Raw genomic sequence first — 18,501 nt, forward strand, 5'->3', positions numbered from 1 at the left:
CCACTTTTGTTGAAAATGACTGTCATGAACGTACGCCGCCTCATACCCACCACCGCCGTCGCCGGAGCAGTCGTCCTCGGTCTGACCGCTCTCTCCGCCTGCTCCACCTCCGACGCAGCGGACGGAGGCAACGGCGACAAGCTCAAGGTGACCGCGTCGTTCTACCCGATGCAGTTCCTGGCCGAGCGGATCGGCGGCGAGCACGTCGCCGTCACCAGCCTCACCAAGCCGGGCGTGGAGCCGCACGACCTGGAGCTCACCCCCCGCCAGATCGGCTCCATCAGCGAGTCCGACTACGTGCTGTACCTCAAGGGCGTCCAGCCCGCCGTGGACGACGCGATCAAGCAGTCCGGTGTGAAGAACACCGTCGACGCCGCGACCCTCACCACGCTGGAGAACCACGGCGCCGAGGTCAGCGGCCACGACCATGAGCACGAGGACGAGCACGGGGACGAGCACGGCCACGAGGAAGAGGCCCACGAAGAGGGCGACGGCCACAACCACGGCGAGGACGGCGGCGCCGACCCCCACATCTGGCTGGACCCGGTGAAGTACGCCGAGGTCGCCAAGGGTGTCGGGAAGTCCCTGGAGAAGGCCGACCCCGACCACGCCGCCGACTACAAGAAGAACACCGAGGCCCTCGTCGGCGAGCTGGACAAGCTGAACACGGCGTACGAGGCCGGGCTGAAGAACACCGCCACCAAGACCTTCATCACCACCCACTCCGCCTTCGGCTACCTCGCCGAGCGCTACGGGCTCACCCAGCAGGGCATCGCGGGCATCGACCCCGAGGCCGAGCCGACCCCCGCCCGGATCCAGGAGCTCCACACCGTCGCGGAGAAGGAGAAGGCCACCACGGTCTTCTTCGAGACGCTCGCCAGCGACAGGACGGCGAAGACCCTCGCGAAGGACACCGGTCTCAAGACGGACGTCCTGGACCCGCTGGAGGGAATCACGAAGAAGTCCAAGGGCGCTGACTACATCGAGGTCATGGAGTCCAACCTCGCCGCGTTGCAGAAGGCACTCGGCGCGAAGTGACCCGCACCACTTGTGAAGTTCGGATCGGAGGCGCTCATGCCGGAGCGTGAGAGCACCACTGGCGGCCCTGCGGGCACCACCCGCGGGCCTGTGCCCGCGGGCACCCCTGGCGGCCCTGCGGGCGCCCGCGAGGCCGTCGTCAGCCTGCGTGGCGCCACGGCCACCCTCGGGGCGCGTCCCGTGCTGCGCGGGGTGGACCTGACCGTGCGCCGCGGCGAGGTCGTCGCCCTGCTCGGCGCCAACGGGTCCGGCAAGTCCACCGCCGTACGGTCCGCCATCGGCCAGGTCCCGCTCACCGGCGGCTCCGTCGAACTGTTCGGCACCGAGCTGCGGCGCTTCCGCCAGTGGGGCCGGATCGGTTACGTGCCCCAGCGCACCACGGCCGCAGGCGGGGTGCCCGCCACCATCCGCGAGGTCGTCGCCTCGGGCCGGCTGGCCCGTACGCGGCTGCGGTGGCCCGGGAAGGCGGACCGGGCGGCCGTGGACCGGGCCATCGCGTTGGTGGGCCTGTCCGACCGCGCCAAGGACTCCGTGAGCGCCCTGTCGGGCGGGCAGCACCAGCGGGTCCTGATCGCCCGCGCCCTGGCCGCCGAGCCGGAGCTGCTGATCATGGACGAGCCGATGGCCGGGGTGGACCTGGCCAGCCAGGAGATCCTGGCGGCGACCCTGCGCGAGCAGGTGGCCCTGAACACCTCCGTGCTCCTCGTGCTGCACGAGCTGGGCCCGCTGGAGCCGCTGATCGACCGGGCCGTGGTCCTGCGCGACGGCTGCGTGACGCACGACGGGCCGCCGCCCGAGGCGCTCGGCCAGCACGCGCTGCCCGGCCACGACCACGTACACCCCCACGCGGCCGCCGAGCCCGTACGGACGGGACTGCTGACCTGATGTTCCTCGAATTCCTGAACCCTCCCTTCATGCAGCGGGCGCTCGTCGCGGCCGTCCTGGTCGGCATCACCGCGCCCGCCATCGGCATCTACCTGGTGCAGCGCCGCCAGGCCCTGATGGGCGACGGCATCGGGCACATCGCGATGACCGGCGTCGGCCTCGGCTTCCTGCTCTCCACCAGCCCCGTCTGGATGGCCACCGCCGTCGCGGTGGCCGGTGCGGTCGTCATGGAGCTGATCCGCTGGTACGGGCACACGCGCGGCGACCTCGCCCTGGCGATGCTCTTCTACGGGGGCATGGCGGGCGGCGTGATGCTGATCAACCTCTCCGACACGGGGTCGAACGCCAACCTGACCTCGTACCTCTTCGGCTCGCTCTCCACCGTCTCCGATTCCGACGTCATCGCGATCTGCGTGCTGGCGGCCTTCGTGGTGCTGGTCACCGTGGGGCTGCGGCGGCAGCTGTTCGCGGTCAGCCAGGACGAGGAGTTCGCCCGGGTGACCGGGCTGCCGGTGCGGGTGCTGAACCTGCTGGTCGCGGTCACGGCGGCCGTGACGGTGACCGTCGCGATGCGGGTCGTCGGGCTGCTGCTGGTCAGCGCGCTGATGGTGGTGCCGGTGGCGGCCGCGCAGCAGATCACCAAGTCCTTCAAGGTGACGTTCGTGCTTTCCGTGGTGATCGGCACGGCGGTGACCCTGACCGGCACGGTGACCTCGTACTACCAGGACGTCCCGCCGGGCGCGACCATCGTGCTGCTGGCCATCGCGGTGTTCGTCGCGCTGACCGCGCTCGCCGCCCCGCTGGCGAAACGGCGGGCCCGGGCGAGCGAGGCGAAGGGGGCCGAGTGCACCCTGGAGGTACCGGCGGCCCGCCGGTCCTCGGGTGACGTGCGCGTTTGAGTGCGGCGCCCGGGCGGGCTGGCACAATGGCCCGACACATGTACGGGCGACACGAGGAGGCACCTGTGGCCACGGCGCCGATCAGTGGCACGAACGCAGCGCCGGTACGCGGCCGGTCCACCCGGCAGCGGGCGGCGGTGGCGGCGGCCCTCGACGAGGTGGACGAGTTCCGCAGCGCCCAGGAGCTGCACGACGTTCTCAAGCACCGCGGCGACTCCGTGGGCCTGACCACGGTCTACCGGACCCTCCAGTCCCTCGCGGACGCGGGTGAGGTCGACGTCCTGCGCACCACCGAGGGCGAGGCCGTCTACCGGCGGTGCTCCACCGGTGACCATCACCACCACCTGGTCTGCCGGCTCTGCGGCAAGGCGGTGGAGGTCGAAGGGCCCGCGGTCGAACAGTGGGCCGAGATGATCGCCGCCCAGCACGGCTATGTGAACGTCGCGCACACCGTCGAGATCTTCGGCACCTGTGCGGAGTGCGCCGCGAGCAAGAAGTAAACGCGCGAACGTAGGAGGAGGGCGGTCCGGTACGTGTACCGGACCGCCCTCCTTCCACGTCACTTCCCGCCGGCCTCCACCGCCTCCGCCCCGCCGAAGCGGCGGTCGCGCTGGGCGTACTCCAGGCAGGCCCGCCACAGGTCCCGGCGGTCGAAATCCGGCCACAGAACGTCCTGGAAGACCATCTCGGCGTACGCGCTCTGCCAGATCAGGTAGTTCGAGGTGCGCTGCTCGCCGCTGGGGCGCACGAAGAGGTCCACGTCCGGCATGTCCGGGTAGTAGATGTACTTCTGGAACGTCTTCTCGTTGACCTTGGACGGGTCCAGCTTCCCGGCCGCCACGTCCTGCGCGAGGCGCTGCGCGGCGTCCGCGATCTCGGCGCGGCCGCCGTAGTTGACGCAGAAGTACAGCGTCATCTTGTCGTTGTCCTTGGTCTGCTCCTGGGCGACCTGGAGCTCCTGGACGACCGACTTCCACAGCTTGGGCATGCGGCCCACCCAGCGGATCCGGATGCCGAGCTCGTCCATCTCGTCGCGGCGGCGGCGGATCACGTCGCGGTTGAAGTTCATCAGGAACTTCACCTCGTCCGGCGAGCGCTTCCAGTTCTCCGTGGAGAAGGCGTAGAGCGAGAGGTTCTTGACGCCCATCTCGATGCACCCCTTGAGGACGTCCATGACGACGCCCTCACCGACCTTGTGGCCCTCGGTGCGGGGCAGACCCCGCTCCTTGGCCCAGCGGCCGTTGCCGTCCATCACGACGGCGACGTGCTGGGGCACCAGCTCGCCGGGGATCTTCGGAGGCGTCGCGCCCGAGGGGTGCGGCTCGGGGGTCTTGTACGTGCGCCGGTTACGGCCGCCGAGGATCCCGCGTACTGCCATGAGGTTCTCAGTCTCCCTGTGTCACTTCTTTACGAACCGCGTCGCCGCTTGACGTGCTTCAGGGCCCGCGTCACTTCTCCACGTACCGCAGCGAGCGCAGGCCGCGCTCCAGATGCCAGTGCAGATAGGCGGACACCAGCCCGCTCCCCTCCCTGACATGACGCGCCTCGCACGCGTCCGCCGTCGCCCAGTCGCCGCTGAGCAGCGCGCTCAGCAGTTCGAGTGCCTGTGCCGAGGGTACGACGCTGCCGGGGACCCGGCAGTCACCGCATATGACGCCCCCCGCCGCGACGGAGAAGAACCGGTTGGGACCCGGCATTCCGCACTTGGCGCAGTCCTCGAAGCTCGGCGCGTACCCGTTCACCGCGAGCGAGCGCAGCAGGAACGCGTCCAGGATCAGATGGGGCGCGTGCTCGCCCCGGGCGAGGGTGCGCAGGCCGCCGACGAGGAGCAGATACTGCTGGACGGCCGGTTCGCCCTCGTGGTCGGTGAACCGCTCGGCGGTCTCCAGCATCGCGGTGCCCGCCGTGTAGCGGGCGTAGTCGGCGACGATCCCGCCGCCGTACGGGGCGATGGTCTCGCTCTGGGTGCAGAGCGGCAGGCCCCGGCCGATCAGCTCGCTGCCCCGGGCGAAGAACTGCACGTCGACGTGGGAGAAGGGCTCCAGGCGGGCGCCGAACTTGGACTTGGTGCGGCGCACCCCCCGGGCGACAGCGCGGACCCGGCCGTGGCCCCGGGTCAGGATCGTGATGATCCGGTCGGCCTCGCCCAGTTTCTGCGTACGCAGCACGACGCCGTCGTCCCGGAACAAGCTCATGGGGCCATTGTCGCGCACACCCGGACGGCCGTTCGCCTTCAGGAGCCCCTAGGAGGGCGTGCGGGCCGCTGCGGCGAGCAGGCGGGCGGTGTCGTCGGACGGGAGCTTCAGGGCACCGCCCACCGTCGTCAGGACCTCGCGCTCGGCCGGGCTGTAGGGGCCGTCGGCGAGCGCGATCCTGGCGCCCTGGAGGAGGACCGACTCGCGGCCGGCGGTGGCCAGGTGCGGGGCGAGCGGGGCCAGGACCTCGTGGAGTTCGATGGCGAGGGTCGGGCCGCACGCCTCGGCCGCCGGGTCGGACCCGGAGCCGTAGCCGGTGTCGGCGGCGAGCACCTCCACCACGGTGTACAGCTGCTCCTGGGTGCAGTCGTCGAGTCCGGCGTCCCGTACGACCCCGACGGCGGTGTCCAGGACCGTACGGGAGGTGGTCCCGCCGGCCGCGAGGACGGCCAGGGTGACGGTGTGGACGGCCTCCCGGAGCATCGAGGAGAACCGGGTGGTGGTGGGGTGGTCCAGGGCGTCAGGGGCGAAGCGGGCGCGGCAGGCGGCGCACTCCACGACGGGCCCGGTCTCGCCCCGGCGGGCCAGCGGGATGCCGAGGACGGTGAGCCGTCGGCGGCCGGTCAGGCGGCGGTAGTTGCGGTCGCCGCCGCAGCCGGGGCAGAAGAAAGCGCCGTCGCCGACGGCGTCCCAGACCGTGCGGATGCCGCAGAAGACCGGCCTCAGAGCGCGTTGTCCTTTGGCTGACCGCACGTCGCACACCTCCGTAACGCTCCGGCAACATTGCCGTGTGTTGGACGTGATGTTAGCCACATCCACGATGCGGCGTCAGTAGCCCGGAGGCCACAACCCTCGGAATATGGCCGAACCCCGACCGCCCGGAGCGGACGGTCGGGGTTCCGGGACTGCTGCCGTACGGGGTCGAAGCGGACCTCCGTACGACGGGGGCGTCCGGCCGGATCAGCGCGAGGCGCGGTTGACCGCCGAGACGACCGCCTTGAGCGAGGCGCGGGTGGTGTTGGCGTCGATGCCGATGCCCCACAGCACCTTGCCGTCGATCGCGCACTCGATGTACGAGGCGGCCTGGGCGCTGGCCCCCTCGCTCATCGTGTGCTCGCTGTAGTCCAGCAGCCGGGCGTCGATGCCGGTGGCCTGGAGCGCTTCGAAGAACGCGGAGATCGGGCCGTTGCCCGATCCGGTCAGGACGGTGTCCACGCCGTCGACGGTGGCCTCGACGGTCAGGGTGTCCGTGCCGTCGGTGTCGGTCGTGGTCTGGCCGGAGCGGAGCTGGATGCGGCCCCAGGCGTTCCCGGCGTTCGGGAGGTACTCGTCCTGGAAGGTGGACCAGATCTGCGTCGGGGTGACCTCGCCGCCCTCGGCGTCGGTCTTGGCCTGAATGATCCGGGAGAACTCGATCTGCATCCGGCGCGGCAGGTCCAGCTTGTGGTCGTTCTTCAGGACGTACGCGATACCGCCCTTGCCGGACTGCGAGTTGACGCGGATGACGGCCTCGTAGGAGCGGCCGACGTCCTTCGGGTCGATCGGCAGGTACGGCACGGCCCACTCGATCTCGTCGACCGTCCTCCCCTGGGCCGCCGCGTCCTTCTCCATCGCGTCGAACCCCTTCTTGATGGCGTCCTGGTGGGAGCCGGAGAAGGCGGTGTAGACCAGGTCGCCCGCGTACGGGTGGCGCGGGTGGATCTCCATCTGGTTGCAGTATTCGCTGGTGCGGCGGATCTCGTCGATCTGCGAGAAGTCGATCTGCGGGTCCACGCCCTGCGAGAACAGGTTCATCCCCAGGGTGACCAGGTCGACGTTGCCGGTGCGCTCGCCCTGGCCGAACAGGCAGCCCTCGATGCGGTCGGCACCGGCCATGATCGCCAGCTCGGCCGCCGCCACCGCCGTACCCCGGTCGTTGTGCGGGTGGACCGACAGGCAGATGTGCTCGCGGCGGGTCAGGTTGCGCGACATCCACTCGAAGCGGTCCGCGTGGGTGGAGGGCGTGGAGCGCTCCACGGTGGCGGGCAGGTTCAGGATGATCTCGCGGCCCTCCTCGGGCTGCCAGACGTCACAGACCGCCTCGCAGACCTCCAGGGCGAAGTCCAGCTCGGTGTCGGTGAAGATCTCCGGGCTGTACTGGTAGCCGAAGACCGTCTCGGGGCCCAGGATCTTCTCGGCGTACTCCATGACCAGCCGCGTACCGTCCACCGCGATCTGCTTGACCTGCTCGCGCGAGCCCCTGAAGACGACGCGGCGGAAGGTGGGGGCGGTGGCGTTGTACAGGTGGACGGTGGCCCGGCGGGCGCCGACCAGCGACTCCACGGTCCTCTCGATCAGCTCCTCGCGGGCCTGCGTCAGGACGGAGATCGTCACGTCCTCGGGGATCGCGCCCTCTTCGATGATGGAGCGGACGAAGGCGAAGTCGGTCTCGCCGGAGGACGGGAAGCCGACCTCGATCTCCTTGTAGCCCATGCGTACGAGCAGGTCGAACATCTCGCGCTTGCGGGCCGGCGACATCGGGTCGATCAGCGCCTGGTTGCCGTCGCGCAGATCGGTGGACAGCCAGCGGGGCGCCACGGTGATCCGGTTGTCCGGCCAGGTGCGGTCGGCGATGTCCACGGCCTCGTAACCGCGGTACTTGTGGACCGGCATCCCGGACGGCTTCTGGAGCTGCGTCGCGTTGGTGATGGGGGTGGGGCGGCCCACAGCGTTGCTCGCGGGGTTCACGGCGGTCATGACGTAAGGCTCCTCGGGGTCCGACATGGGGTCGGCCGACGGTGTCGTGGCAACACCAGACTCCGCGGGGAGGGGGTCGGCCTACGACTACAGACCCTCGCCGCGGCAGCTAAGGAGAAGCAGCCCGAAACGCATGATGCGACGAGCCTAGCCGAGGGTGGCCCGGGGTGTCGGTCCGTATCAGTATGCGGGACCGGGCATCGATGAGGGGAAAACGATGACTCATCACTCCATTTCGTCAATCATCGTCGCAACCGGTGACAGTGCGGTGACGGAGTGCCACAGTCGTTTCATGCACCCTCGAACCAACGGTGACGGGCCCCACCCCGTCTTCTGCACCATCGTGCCGCCCCACGTCCTCGACAAGCTGTCGCACTCCGGCGACGCCCGGCTCGCCGATCCGGCCCGCCGCACCCTGGAGGCCGACGGCCTCCGCCGCAACCGCCGTCGGCTGACGGCCCTCGCCGCCGCGCCCGCCACCCCCACGGCGGGCGCGGTCCCCACCAAGCCCCACCGCACCCTGTACGACTGCGAGAACGGCACATCCCTGCCGGGCACCAAGGTCCGCGACGAGGGCGACAAGCCCACCTCGGACGCCAGCGTCAACCGCGCGTACGCCGGACTCGGCGCCACCTTCGAACTGCTGCTCTCCGCCTACGGCCGCAGTTCGATCGACGGCAAGGGCCTGCCGCTCATCGGCTCCGTCCACTACGGCCACGAGTACAACAACGCGTTCTTCGACGGCGAGCAGATGGTCTTCGGCGACGGTGACGGAGAGATCTTCCTCGACTTCACCTACGCCATCGACGTCATCGCCCACGAACTGGCCCACGGCCTCACCCAGTACACCGCCAACCTGCGCTACGAAGGCCAGTCGGGCGCGCTCAACGAGTCCGTCTCCGACGTCTTCGGCGCTCTGGTCAAGCAGTTCTCGCTCGGCCAGAGCGCCGAGCAGGCCGACTGGCTGATCGGCGCCGGGCTGCTGGCCCCGCGCGTCAGCGGGGACGCCCTGCGGTCGATGAAGGCCCCGGGCACGGCGTACGACGACGATGTGCTCGGCAAGGACCCGCAGCCCGCGTCGATGGAGGACTACGTCGAGACGGAGGAGGACAACGGCGGGGTCCACATCAACTCCGGCATCCCCAACCGCGCCTTCTACCTCCTGGCCACCGCACTGGGCGGCAACGCCTGGGAGCGGGCCGGGCAGATCTGGTTCGACGTGCTGACCGGCGGCGTGCTGACGGCCACCGCGGACTTCGCGGAGTTCGCCAGGCTGACGGTCGCGGCGGCCGGCGACCGCTTCGGGGAGCGCGGCGAGAAGGAGGCCGTGCTGAAGGCCTGGTCCGAGGTGGGGGTGGAGACGGAGTAGGGGGCGTGGCCACCACGGAGGAGGGCAGGCTCATCGCGTAGGCGGGCAGGCCCACGAGGCAGGCCCCCAGCGTTCGACCGCCCCCGGCCAGACAGGACCCCATGCGTATTCAGGTCACCCGCACCGGCGGCTTCGCCGGCATCTCCCGCCACCACGAGGTCGACACCGACGGCAGTCAGGACGCGGTGGAGTGGGAGTCGCTCGCCGAGGAGGTCCTCGCCACCACCCCGGACGCGCCGCCGTCCGGGGTGCCGGACGGGTTCCGCTACCGGATCACGGTCGGGGACCGCACCGTGTACTGCGCTGACCCCGATCTGACCGGGGCCCAGCGCACGCTGGTCTCACGCGTCCTCAAGGAGGGCGCGTGAGACCGGCGCACTTGTCCGGGCGCGGCTAGAAGCCCAGCTTCCGCAGCTGCTTCGGGTCGCGCTGCCAGTCCTTGGCGACCTTCACATGCAGGTCCAGGAAGACGGGCGTGCCGAGCAGCGCCTCGATGTGCTTGCGCGACTTCGTGCCGACTTCCTTCAGCCGCTTGCCCTTCGGGCCGATGATGATGCCCTTCTGGCTGGGGCGTTCGATGTAGACGTTGGCGTGGATGTCCAGCAGCGGCTTGTCCGCCGGACGGTCCGTGCGCGGCAGCATCTCCTCGACCACGACGGCGATGGAGTGCGGCAGCTCGTCGCGTACGCCCTCCAGCGCGGCCTCGCGGATCAGCTCCGCGACCATGACCATCTCCGGCTCGTCGGTGAGGTCGCCCTCCGGGTAGAGCGGCGGGCTCTCCGGGAGCAGCGGGGCGATGAGGTCGGCGAGCAGGCTCACCTGGCCTGCCCCTCGCCCACCGCCGCCCTTGTCCGAGGGACTGCGTCCCGCCGCTTGTTCCTTCTCGACCGCCGAGACCGGGATGATCTCGGCCCACTCGAAGCCCAGCTCGTCGGCGAGGGCGGAGACGGCGAGGAGCTGTTCGGCCAGCGCCTTCGACTCGACCAGGTCGGTCTTGGTGATGATGGCGATCTTGGGGGTTTTCTTGATCCCCGCGAGCTCCTTCACGATGTACTTGTCGCCCGGACCCAGCTTCTGGTCGGCGGGCAGGCAGAAGCCGATGACGTCGACCTCGGCCCAGGTGGTGCGCACCACGTCGTTCAGCCGCTCGCCGAGGAGCGTGCGCGGCTTGTGGAGGCCGGGGGTGTCGACCAGGATCAGCTGCGCGTCGTCACGGTGCACGATGCCGCGCACGGTGTGCCGGGTGGTCTGGGGGCGGTTGGAGGTGATCGCCACCTTCTGACCGACCAGAGCGTTCGTGAGGGTGGACTTGCCCGCGTTGGGGCGGCCCACGAAGCAGGCGAAGCCGGCCCGGTGGGGGGAGGTGGTCTCCGCTTGCGGGGCAGCGGATTCTTGGTTCGGGCGAGCGCTCATGGCGACCATTCTCCCCGATCGCGGCGGCGCTCCCGTACAGCGGTCCGCCCGGGCGGGCCGGAGGGGCGGGCGGAAGGGCCCTGCGAAGGCGCCGGAAGGCACGCCGGGGGCACGCCGGAAGGGTCCGGCCGCGGCGCGCGCCGCGAGGCCGTACGGAATCGTCCCCCGGACCCGTCCCGTCAGCCCGCCGTGACCCGCAGCCGCAGCGTGCCGTCCGGGCCCGCGAGGAACACCGGGGTCTCCGGCCCGCCCAGGTCCCGTACGGCGGCACGGTCCTCGTCGGCCGGGGTCTCGGCGGCGGAGACCACGGCGGCGGCCTCCAGCGAGGTGGCGCCGCTGGCGACGGCCATCGCGACGGCGGTCCGCAGGGCGCTCAGCTTCAGCGACTCCAGCTCCACGGTGCCCGCCACATACGTACGTCCCGTCTCGTCGCGTACGGCGGCGCCCTCGGCCACCCCGTTGCGGGCGCGGGCGCTGCGCGCCAGGGTGACGATCTTGCGGTCCTCGGCGTCGAGGCCGGCGGCGTTGGTGGTGTCGGTCATGGCACGAGCATACGAAGCGGCCGGGTGGCCGGGACCAAGCGCCCCGGCCCCTCTCGTACGCGTACGTCCTACGGCCGGTCCAGCCGGAGCCGCTCCGCCTTCGGGAGGCCGGCGACGACCAGGTCGTAGGAGTCCTCGATCAGCTCGCGCAGCAGCTTGTCCGGGACGCCGGAGACGGTCACCGTGTTCCAGTGGCGCTTGTTCATGTGCCAGCCGGGCGCGACGGCCGCCGGGTACTCCTCGCGCAGGCGGATCGCCTCGTCCGGGTCGCACTTGAGGTTGACCGTCAGCGGCCGGGCGTCCAGCGTGGTGAGCGCGAACAGCTTGCCGAGCACCTTGAAGACCGAGGTCTCCGGGCCGAAGGGGAACTCCTCCACGCTCGCGTTGAACTCCAGGCAGAAGGCGCGCAGCCGCTCGGGCGTCATACCGCCTCCGTCTCCGCTTCCTTCTCCTGGGGCTCCACCAGCACCGTGACGATCTTGTTCCGGCGGCCGGCCGGGGACTCGGCGGTGAGCCGGAGCTTGCGGCTGTCGGGCAGGTCGACGACGGCCGACGCACCGGCGATCGGGACCCGGCCGAGCGCCTTGGCGAGCAGTCCGCCGACGGTCTCGACGTCCTCGTCGTCGTACTCGTCGAGTCCGAAGAGGTCGCCGAGGTCCCCGATGTCGAGGCGGGCGGTCACCCGGTAGCAGCCGTTCTCCAGCTCCTGGACGGGCGGCAGCTCGCGGTCGTACTCGTCGGTGATCTCGCCGACGATCTCCTCCAGGATGTCCTCGATCGTGACGATGCCCGCCGTGCCGCCGTACTCGTCGATGACGACGGCGACATGGCTGCGGTCCCGCTGCATCTCGCGCAGCAGGTCCCCGGCGTTCTTGGTGTCGGGGACGAAGGCGGCGGGGCGCATCGCGGTGGAGACCGGGTCGGCCTCGGACTCGCGGTTGATGTGGGTCTTGCGGACCAGGTCCTTGAGGTAGACGATCCCGACGATGTCGTCCTCGTTCTCGCCGGTGACCGGGATCCGGGAGAAGCCGGAGCGCAGGGCGAGGGTGAGGGCCTGACGGATCGTCTTGTAGCGCTCGATGGAGACCAGGTCGGTGCGGGGCACCATCACCTCGCGCACCAGGGTGTCGCCCAGCTCGAAGACCGAGTGCACCATGCGGCGCTCGTCGTCCTCGATCAGCGACTCCGCCTCGGCGAGATCGACCATGGCCCGCAGCTCGGCCTCGCTGGCGAACGGGCCCTTGCGGAACCCCTTGCCGGGGGTGAACGCGTTGCCGATGAGGATCAGCAGCTGCGGGATCGGGCCCATGATCCGGGCCAGCGGCAGCAGGACGTACGCCGAGGCCGTCGCCGTGTTCAGCGGGTGCTGGCGGCCGATGGTGCGCGGCGAGACCCCGACGGCGACATAGCTGACGAGGACCATCACGCCCATCGCGAAGGCCAGCGCCTCCCAGGTCTCCGGGAACTTCTGGAGGCAGACGTAGGTGACGAGCACCCCGGCCGACACCTCGCAGGCGACCCGCACCAGCAGGGCGACGTTGAGATAGCGCACCGGGTCGGCGGCGACCTGCGCCAGCTTCGCGCTGCCGCGCCGCCCGGCCCGGACCGCCTCGTCCGCCCGGAAACTCGACGTACGGGCGATGCCCGCCTCGGCGCAGGCGGCCAGCCAGCCGACGACGACCAGCAGGACGGCGCCGGTGATCAGGGGCGCGATCACGAGACGGTGGGGGCGGGGGACGCTCCGGTGAGCCCCTGCTCACCGCGCCAGCCGTCCACGATGGCGGCCTGGAGGCCGAACATCTCGGCCTTCTCGTCCGGCTCCTCGTGGTCGTACCCCAGCAGGTGCAGCACTCCGTGGACGGTCAGGAGCTGGAGCTCCTCGTCCATGGAGTGCTGCGTCGGCGCCTCTTCGCCCTGCCTCTTCGCGACCTCCGGGCAGAGCACGATGTCACCGAGGAGCCCCTGCGGGGGCTCCTCCTCGTCCTTGGCCGGCGGACGCAGCTCGTCCATCGGGAAGGACATGACATCGGTCGGACCGGGGAGGTCCATCCACTGGATGTGCAGCTGCTCCATGGCGTCGGTGTCCACCACGATCACCGAGAGCTCGGACAGCGGGTGGATCCGCATCCGGGCCAGTGCGTAGCGGGCGATGTCGAGGATCGCCTGCTCGTCGACCTCGGTTCCGGACTCGTTGTTGACGTCGATCGACATGGTGCGCTGCGACTACTTCCCTTTTCGGCGGTCGCGTCGGCCGTCTTCGCGGCCGTCCGCCTGACCGTCCTGCTGACCGTTTCGGCTGTCGTACTTCTCGTACGCGTCGACGATACGGCCGACGAGCTTGTGCCGGACGACATCCTGGGAGGTGAGACGGGAGAAGTGCACGTCGTCCAGGCCCTCCAGGATCTCCTGGACCTGCCGCAGCCCGCTCTTGGTCCCGCTCGGCAGGTCGACCTGGGTGATGTCACCGGTGATGACGATCTTGGAGTCGAAGCCGAGGCGGGTGAGGAACATCTTCATCTGCTCGGCGCTGGTGTTCTGCGCCTCGTCGAGGATGATGAACGCGTCATTCAGGGTCCGGCCCCGCATATAAGCCAGCGGCGCCACCTCGATCGTGCCCGCCGCCATCAGGCGCGGGATCGAGTCGGGGTCCAGCATGTCGTGCAGGGCGTCGTAGAGCGGGCGCAGATACGGGTCGATCTTGTCGAAGAGCGTGCCCGGGAGGAAGCCGAGCCGCTCCCCCGCCTCGACGGCGGGGCGGGTCAGGATGATCCGGCTGACCTGCTTGGACTGGAGCGCCTGGACCGCCTTGGCCATGGCCAGGTAGGTCTTGCCGGTGCCCGCGGGACCGATCCCGAAGACGATCGTGTGCTCGTCGATCGCGTCGACGTACCGCTTCTGGTTGAGCGTCTTGGGGCGGATGGTGCGGCCGCGGTTGGAGAGGATGTTCTGGGTGAGCACCTCGGCGGGTGTCTCGCCCTGGGGGTCTCCCTCGCCGGTGCCGGCCGCCCTGAGCATGGCGATCGACCGTTCCACTGCGTCCTCCGTCATCGGCGCTCCGGTGCGGAGCACGAGCATCATCTCGTCGAACAGGCGCTGGATGAGGGCGACGTCGGCCGCCTCGCCCGTGGCGCTGATCTCGTTGCCCCGGACATGGATGTCGGCCGCCGGGAAGGCCTCTTCGATCACGCGCAACAGCGAGTCACCCGATCCGAGGAGCATCACCATGGGGTGTGCGGCCGGGATCCGGATCTGGGCACGCGCCTGCGGCTGTGTGGGTGTCTGAGTCATGGGCCGGCCCTCGGGCCTGCGCATACCTCCCGTTGCAGGGTTCTCGCTGCTCGACAACCTCTGGATTACCCAGCCTACGACCTGGCAGTGACAACGCAGAGTGCTTTTACCGCCCGTGTGTACGACGCGTCCCGCTCACTGCCGGAAGCCGATCGTGGGGACCGCGCGCCGCAGCGGCCAGGCGCGGGCCGTGGCGGGGAGCAGCTCCTCCAGGAACGCGTACCGCTCCAGCGCGGCGGGGTCCTGGCTCTCGCAGGTGCGGATCCGCTGCCACCAGGCGGCGATCTCGGCCCAGCCGGGCGCGGAGAGCGAGCCGCCGAACTCCTGGACCGAGAGGGCGGCGGTCAGCCCGGCGAAGGCGAGCCGGTCGGCGAGCGGCCAGCCCGCGAGGGTGCCGGTGACGAACCCGGCCACGAACACGTCCCCCGCGCCGGTCGGGTCGAGGGCCTCCACCTCGATGGCGGGCACCTGGGCGCCGGTGCCGGTGCGGCCGTCGACGGCGTACGCGCCCTCGGCGCCCAGGGTGACCACGGCGAGCGGGACGCGTTCGGCCAGCGCGTGGGCGGCGGCGCGCGGACAGTCGGTACGGGTGTAGCGCATCGCCTCCTCCGCGTTGGGCAGGAACGCCTCGCAGTGCGCCAGGTCGGGCAGCGCGTCCAGGTCCCAGCGGCCGGTCTCGTCCCAGCCGACGTCGGCGAAGATCAGCGCGCCGTGCCGGGCGGCGGTGGCCACCCAGGGTTCGCTGCGGCCGGGGACGAGCGAGGCGATGGCGGCGCGGGCGCGCGGGGGGCACTGGGGGAAGGCGGGGTTCGGGGCGGTGTTCGCGGGGGTGTCCACGGGAGGGGCGTCGGCCGTGCCCGTCTGGCCCGGGACGGCGGTGGCCTGGTCCGTGGTGGCCTTGCCCGGGACGGCGGTGGCCTGGTCCGTGGTGGCCTGGCCCGAGGCGGTGGCGGCCTGATCCGTGGTGGCCTGGCCCGGGGCGGCCGAAGGCGCCGGGGCCTCGTGGCCGTGGGAGACCATCGTGCGCTCGCCCTCGTACGCCATGGAGACGGTGACCGGGGAGTGCCAGCCGGGGACGGTGCGCGACATCGACAGGTCGATGCCCTCGCCCTGTTCCAGGGCGTCCCAGCAGTATTCGCCGTAGTGGTCGTCGCCGAAGGCGGCGGCCAGCGAGGTGTGCAGGCCGAGCCGGGCGAGCGCGGTGGCCATGTTGGCGACGCCGCCGGGGCTGGAGCCCATCCCGCGGGCCCAGGACTCGGTGCCGCGCACGGGGGCGCTGTCGAGGCCGGTGAAGATGATGTCGAGGAAGACCGTCCCCGTCAGGAAGACGTCGCAGGCGGGGTCCTGCGGGGCGCGCAGCGCCAGCAGCGGGTCGATCCCTGAAGTGTCAGTGCTCACCGTGCGCTCCCCGGCCGTGCGGCAGATCTGGACAGTGTGAGATCCGGCCAGTCTGCCGGATTCGAGGTCAGGGGCGGGGCCTCCCCCGCCGATCGCGGCAGGGCCGGCATGCCATCCTGACCTGCATAAACATGCGCTGCTACCCGGGCTCCGAGTGCATAAACGCATAAGTGACCCAGATCACATCGGGGCGGCTTTCGGTCGGCCGGGAGCGCTTGATACAAATTGCCCCGCGAGCACCTTCGGGGACGTTGTCCGACGAGAGCCGCACTTCCGCTTATCTCGCCGTACCTCCCCGTATCCCCGCGTATCTCGCCGTACCCCCCGCATTTTCGCATTGCCCCGCTTGCTTCGCGCTGCCCTTCTCGGGCGCGCCCGCGTCACCTCCCCCTCCCCCCTGCCTGCTCAGGCATGTCTTCAGGAACGCCCATGTCGTCGCGCCGTGCCGCGTGGCCCTTGGTTGCCGTGTTCACCGCCGGCTACCTCGCCTCCTACCTGCTCCCCACCATCGTCGGCCGCCTCAGCGTCCATCTCGGGCTGACCCCCGCTCAGGCGGGCCTGGTCGGCAGTGCGCTGTTGCTCAGCTCGGCGAGTGCCGGGTTCACGCTGGCGGGCCGGGTCGAGAGGTACGGGGCCCGTACCCCGGCCCGGGCCGGACTGGTGCTGGCCGCCGTGGGGTACGGCTGCGCGGCGCTGGCCGGGTCCGTGCCGCTGGTGGTGGCCTCCGTGGTGGTCGGCGGCTTCGGCTCGGGTGCGGCGACGGCGGCCGCGGCGGCCGGGATCGCCGCGCGGCGCGACCCGCACCGGACGTCCTCGCTCGGCCTGCTCACCGTCTCCGCCACGGCGGGCGCCCTCTATCTGACGATCCCGCACCTCGGCGGCGGCCACCGGCTGCCGTTCGCCGCCATCGCCCTGGTCGCCCTGCTCGTCTGGCCCGCGACCACCCGGCTGAACGGCCCCACCGCACCCGAGGAGTCCACCTCCCGCATCACCGGCCGCCTGCCGCACCGCCGCTCCGGTCTCGTCCTGGCGGGCGGCATGCTCGTCTGGTCCATGGCGCAGAACGCGCTCTGGGGCGTCAGCAGCCGCATCGGCGTGGTCCAGGCGGGGCTGACCGAGGTGACCGTCGGCGCGGTGTTCGCCGCCGCACTCGGCGCGGGGCTGCTGGGCGTCATGGGCGCAGGCGTGCTCGGCGCCCGGGTGGGCCGGGCGGTGCCGATCGGGCTGGGGACCGTGGTGATCGCGGGGAGCATCGTGGTCAGCTCCTCGGCCCGGGACCTCGGCTCGTTCGCGACCGGCGAGATCCTGTGGAACACCGTCTACCCGGTGGTCCTCTCCTACCTGATCGGGCTGGCCGCCTCCCTGGACGTACGCGGCCGCTGGGCGGTCCTGGCGGGCTCGGCCTCCTCCGTGGGTGTGGCCTGCGGCCCGCTCCTGGGCAGCGTGCTCTCCGAGGAGGCCGGTTACCCGGCGATGGGGCTGATCCTGGGCGCGGCCACCCTGCTGGTCGCCGCGCCCGTGACCGCCGTGGCCCTGCACACCGGTGGCCGTCCGCTGGTGCCCGGCTCGGTCCGCCGCCGTGGTGGGGCCCCGGCCGCGCTGCTGGCCGCCACCACCGGCAGCCTCTCCGGCGCGGTGCCGAAGCTCGGCTCACCGGAGCAGGCCGTCACCGAACTCCGCGTACGGCGCAGGCGGCTGGTGCGCAGCGCGATCCGGACGGCCGGTCCGGACGGCGGGCCCGGTCAGTCGAACGCGTACGCCTCGACCTCGGACAGGTAGCGCGCCCGGCGCTCCTCGTCGTGGTCGAGGAAGGCCGCCTCGAAGGAGTTCCGGGCCAGGGTGCGCAGCTGCTCCGGGTCCAGGGCGAGGGCGTCCCGTACGGCGTCGAAGTTGTCGCCCGCGTACCCGCCGAAGTAGGCGGGGTCGTCGGAGTTGACCGTGCAGAGCAGCCCGGCGGCCACCATCTCCGGCAGCGGGTGGTCCTTGAGCGTGTCCACAGTGCGCAGCCGCACGTTGGAGAGCGGGCAGAGCGTCAGCGGCACCCGGTCCGCGACCAGCCGCGCCACCAGCTCCGGGTCCTCCATACACCGCAGCCCGTGGTCGATCCGCTCCACGCCGAGGACGTCCAGGGCCTCCACGATGTAGGACGGCGGCCCCTCCTCCCCCGCGTGGGCCACCTTGCGCAGGCCGAGCGCGGTGGCCTCCTCGTACACCGCACGGAACTTGGCGGGCGGGTGGCCGACCTCGGCGGAGTCCAGGCCGATCGCGCTGATCCGGTGGAGGTAGGGGCGGGCCGCGTCCAGGGTGCCGAGGGCGGCTTCGGCGGAGAGGTCGCGCAGGAAGCACAGGATGAGCTGGGTGGAGATGCCGTGGGTCTCCTCGCTGCGCTCCAGCGCGCGGCTCAGCCCTTCGATGACCGTGCCGATGGGGACGCCACGGGCGGTGTGGGCCTGCGGGTCGAAGAAGATCTCCGCGTGCCTCACGCCCTGGGCGGCGGCTCGGGCGAGGTAGGCGTCGGCGAGTTCGGTGAAGTCCTCATCCGTCCGCAGCACGGCCATGAGCGCGTAGTAGAGGTCCAGGAAGGACTGGAGGTCCTCGAACCGGTAGGCCTGGCGCAGCTCGTCGGTGGTGGCGTACGGCAGGGTCACCCCGTTGCGTTCGGCGAGCGCGAAGGCCAGCTCGGGTTCGAGGGTGCCTTCGATGTGGAGGTGGAGTTCTGCCTTGGGGAGGTGCACGGT

19 protein-coding genes are annotated in these 18,501 nt (G+C 71.1%); 7 read left to right on the forward strand and 12 right to left on the reverse strand.

What is annotated here, in order from left to right; all coding sequences use genetic code 11:
* The first annotated feature begins 24 nt into the window (after positions 1 to 24).
* The 4 genes from GTY67_RS09160 (at position 25) to GTY67_RS09175 (ending at position 3,322) form a co-directional block, all read left to right on the forward strand.
* The gene (locus tag GTY67_RS09160; protein ID WP_161278346.1) at positions 25 to 1,038 is read left to right on the forward strand and encodes a metal ABC transporter substrate-binding protein; all 1,014 of its coding nucleotides are present in this window, start codon (positions 25 to 27) and stop codon (positions 1,036 to 1,038) included.
* A gap of 12 nt (positions 1,039 to 1,050) precedes the next feature.
* Positions 1,051 to 1,923, forward strand: coding sequence for a metal ABC transporter ATP-binding protein (locus tag GTY67_RS09165; protein WP_343238656.1), 873 nt, complete (start codon positions 1,051 to 1,053; stop codon positions 1,921 to 1,923).
* Entirely contained in the window at positions 1,923 to 2,822 is a 900-nt protein-coding gene (locus GTY67_RS09170) for a metal ABC transporter permease (RefSeq protein ID WP_161278347.1), read from the forward strand. Before GTY67_RS09165 ends, GTY67_RS09170 begins: the two co-directional genes overlap by 1 nt.
* 65 nt (positions 2,823 to 2,887) lie before the next feature.
* Positions 2,888 to 3,322, forward strand: coding sequence for a transcriptional repressor (locus GTY67_RS09175; RefSeq protein ID WP_030563397.1), 435 nt, complete (start codon positions 2,888 to 2,890; stop codon positions 3,320 to 3,322).
* Positions 3,323 to 3,381: 59 nt separating this feature from the next.
* Here the strand turns inward: GTY67_RS09175 and GTY67_RS09180 are convergent, their stop codons facing one another.
* The 4 genes from GTY67_RS09180 to leuA all read right to left on the reverse strand — a co-directional run bounded on the left by GTY67_RS09180 (position 3,382) and on the right by leuA (position 7,753).
* Positions 3,382 to 4,200, reverse strand: coding sequence for an isoprenyl transferase (locus GTY67_RS09180; RefSeq protein ID WP_093693294.1), 819 nt, complete (start codon positions 4,198 to 4,200; stop codon positions 3,382 to 3,384).
* Between the two features lie 70 nt (positions 4,201 to 4,270).
* Positions 4,271 to 5,017, reverse strand: a complete 747-nt coding sequence (gene recO, locus GTY67_RS09185) for a DNA repair protein RecO (protein WP_026241394.1) — start codon at positions 5,015 to 5,017, stop codon at positions 4,271 to 4,273.
* A gap of 48 nt (positions 5,018 to 5,065) precedes the next feature.
* Positions 5,066 to 5,770: a TerB family tellurite resistance protein gene (locus GTY67_RS09190; RefSeq protein WP_093693293.1), complete on the reverse strand. Its 705-nt coding sequence runs from the start codon at positions 5,768 to 5,770 to the stop codon at positions 5,066 to 5,068.
* 207 nt (positions 5,771 to 5,977) lie between these two features.
* Complete coding sequence (gene leuA / locus GTY67_RS09195) at positions 5,978 to 7,753, reverse strand: 2-isopropylmalate synthase (RefSeq protein ID WP_093693359.1); 1,776 nt, start codon at positions 7,751 to 7,753, stop codon at positions 5,978 to 5,980.
* Positions 7,754 to 8,045: 292 nt separating this feature from the next.
* Between leuA and GTY67_RS09200 the strand changes: the two genes are divergently transcribed.
* Both GTY67_RS09200 and GTY67_RS09205 read left to right on the forward strand, forming a co-directional pair.
* The gene (locus GTY67_RS09200) at positions 8,046 to 9,122 is read left to right on the forward strand and encodes a M4 family metallopeptidase (protein WP_093693292.1); all 1,077 of its coding nucleotides are present in this window, start codon (positions 8,046 to 8,048) and stop codon (positions 9,120 to 9,122) included.
* Between the two features lie 101 nt (positions 9,123 to 9,223).
* Positions 9,224 to 9,490, forward strand: a complete 267-nt coding sequence (locus GTY67_RS09205) for a protealysin inhibitor emfourin (protein WP_093693291.1) — start codon at positions 9,224 to 9,226, stop codon at positions 9,488 to 9,490.
* 25 nt (positions 9,491 to 9,515) lie between these two features.
* Here GTY67_RS09205 and GTY67_RS09210 read toward each other — a convergent pair whose 3' ends face one another.
* From GTY67_RS09210 to GTY67_RS09240, 7 genes are all read right to left on the reverse strand, one after another.
* Positions 9,516 to 10,535 (reverse strand): GTPase Era, encoded by a 1,020-nt coding sequence (locus tag GTY67_RS09210; protein WP_093693358.1) that lies wholly within the window; start codon positions 10,533 to 10,535, stop codon positions 9,516 to 9,518.
* Positions 10,536 to 10,714: 179 nt separating this feature from the next.
* Entirely contained in the window at positions 10,715 to 11,077 is a 363-nt protein-coding gene (locus tag GTY67_RS09215) for a cytidine deaminase (protein WP_093693290.1), read from the reverse strand.
* Between the two features lie 68 nt (positions 11,078 to 11,145).
* Positions 11,146 to 11,502 carry an MmcQ/YjbR family DNA-binding protein gene (locus GTY67_RS09220; RefSeq protein WP_161278348.1) on the reverse strand — a complete coding sequence of 119 codons (357 nt, stop codon included), beginning with the start codon at positions 11,500 to 11,502 and terminating at the stop codon, positions 11,146 to 11,148.
* Entirely contained in the window at positions 11,499 to 12,794 is a 1,296-nt protein-coding gene (locus tag GTY67_RS09225) for a hemolysin family protein (RefSeq protein WP_093693288.1), read from the reverse strand. Before GTY67_RS09225 ends, GTY67_RS09220 begins: the two co-directional genes overlap by 4 nt.
* Entirely contained in the window at positions 12,791 to 13,288 is a 498-nt protein-coding gene (ybeY, locus tag GTY67_RS09230) for an rRNA maturation RNase YbeY (protein ID WP_093693287.1), read from the reverse strand. Before ybeY ends, GTY67_RS09225 begins: the two co-directional genes overlap by 4 nt.
* 12 nt (positions 13,289 to 13,300) lie before the next feature.
* The gene (locus GTY67_RS09235) at positions 13,301 to 14,365 is read right to left on the reverse strand and encodes a PhoH family protein (RefSeq protein WP_093693286.1); all 1,065 of its coding nucleotides are present in this window, start codon (positions 14,363 to 14,365) and stop codon (positions 13,301 to 13,303) included.
* A 135-nt stretch (positions 14,366 to 14,500) separates the two neighbouring features.
* Entirely contained in the window at positions 14,501 to 15,763 is a 1,263-nt protein-coding gene (locus GTY67_RS09240; RefSeq protein WP_161278349.1) for a PfkB family carbohydrate kinase, read from the reverse strand.
* A 429-nt stretch (positions 15,764 to 16,192) separates the two neighbouring features.
* On the opposite strand from GTY67_RS09240, the gene GTY67_RS09245 reads away from it, so the two are divergent.
* Positions 16,193 to 17,542, forward strand: a complete 1,350-nt coding sequence (locus GTY67_RS09245; RefSeq protein ID WP_161278350.1) for an MFS transporter — start codon at positions 16,193 to 16,195, stop codon at positions 17,540 to 17,542.
* Here the strand turns inward: GTY67_RS09245 and GTY67_RS09250 are convergent.
* A complete protein-coding gene (locus tag GTY67_RS09250) occupies positions 17,506 to 18,498 on the reverse strand; it encodes an adenosine deaminase (protein ID WP_161280011.1) in 993 nt (330 codons plus the stop codon). The two genes, GTY67_RS09245 and GTY67_RS09250, sit on opposite strands and share 37 nt — an antisense overlap.
* Positions 18,499 to 18,501: the final 3 nt, after the last annotated feature.

The organism is Streptomyces sp. SID8374 (assembly GCF_009865135.1).
Classification (GTDB): Bacteria; Actinomycetota; Actinomycetes; order Streptomycetales; family Streptomycetaceae; genus Streptomyces.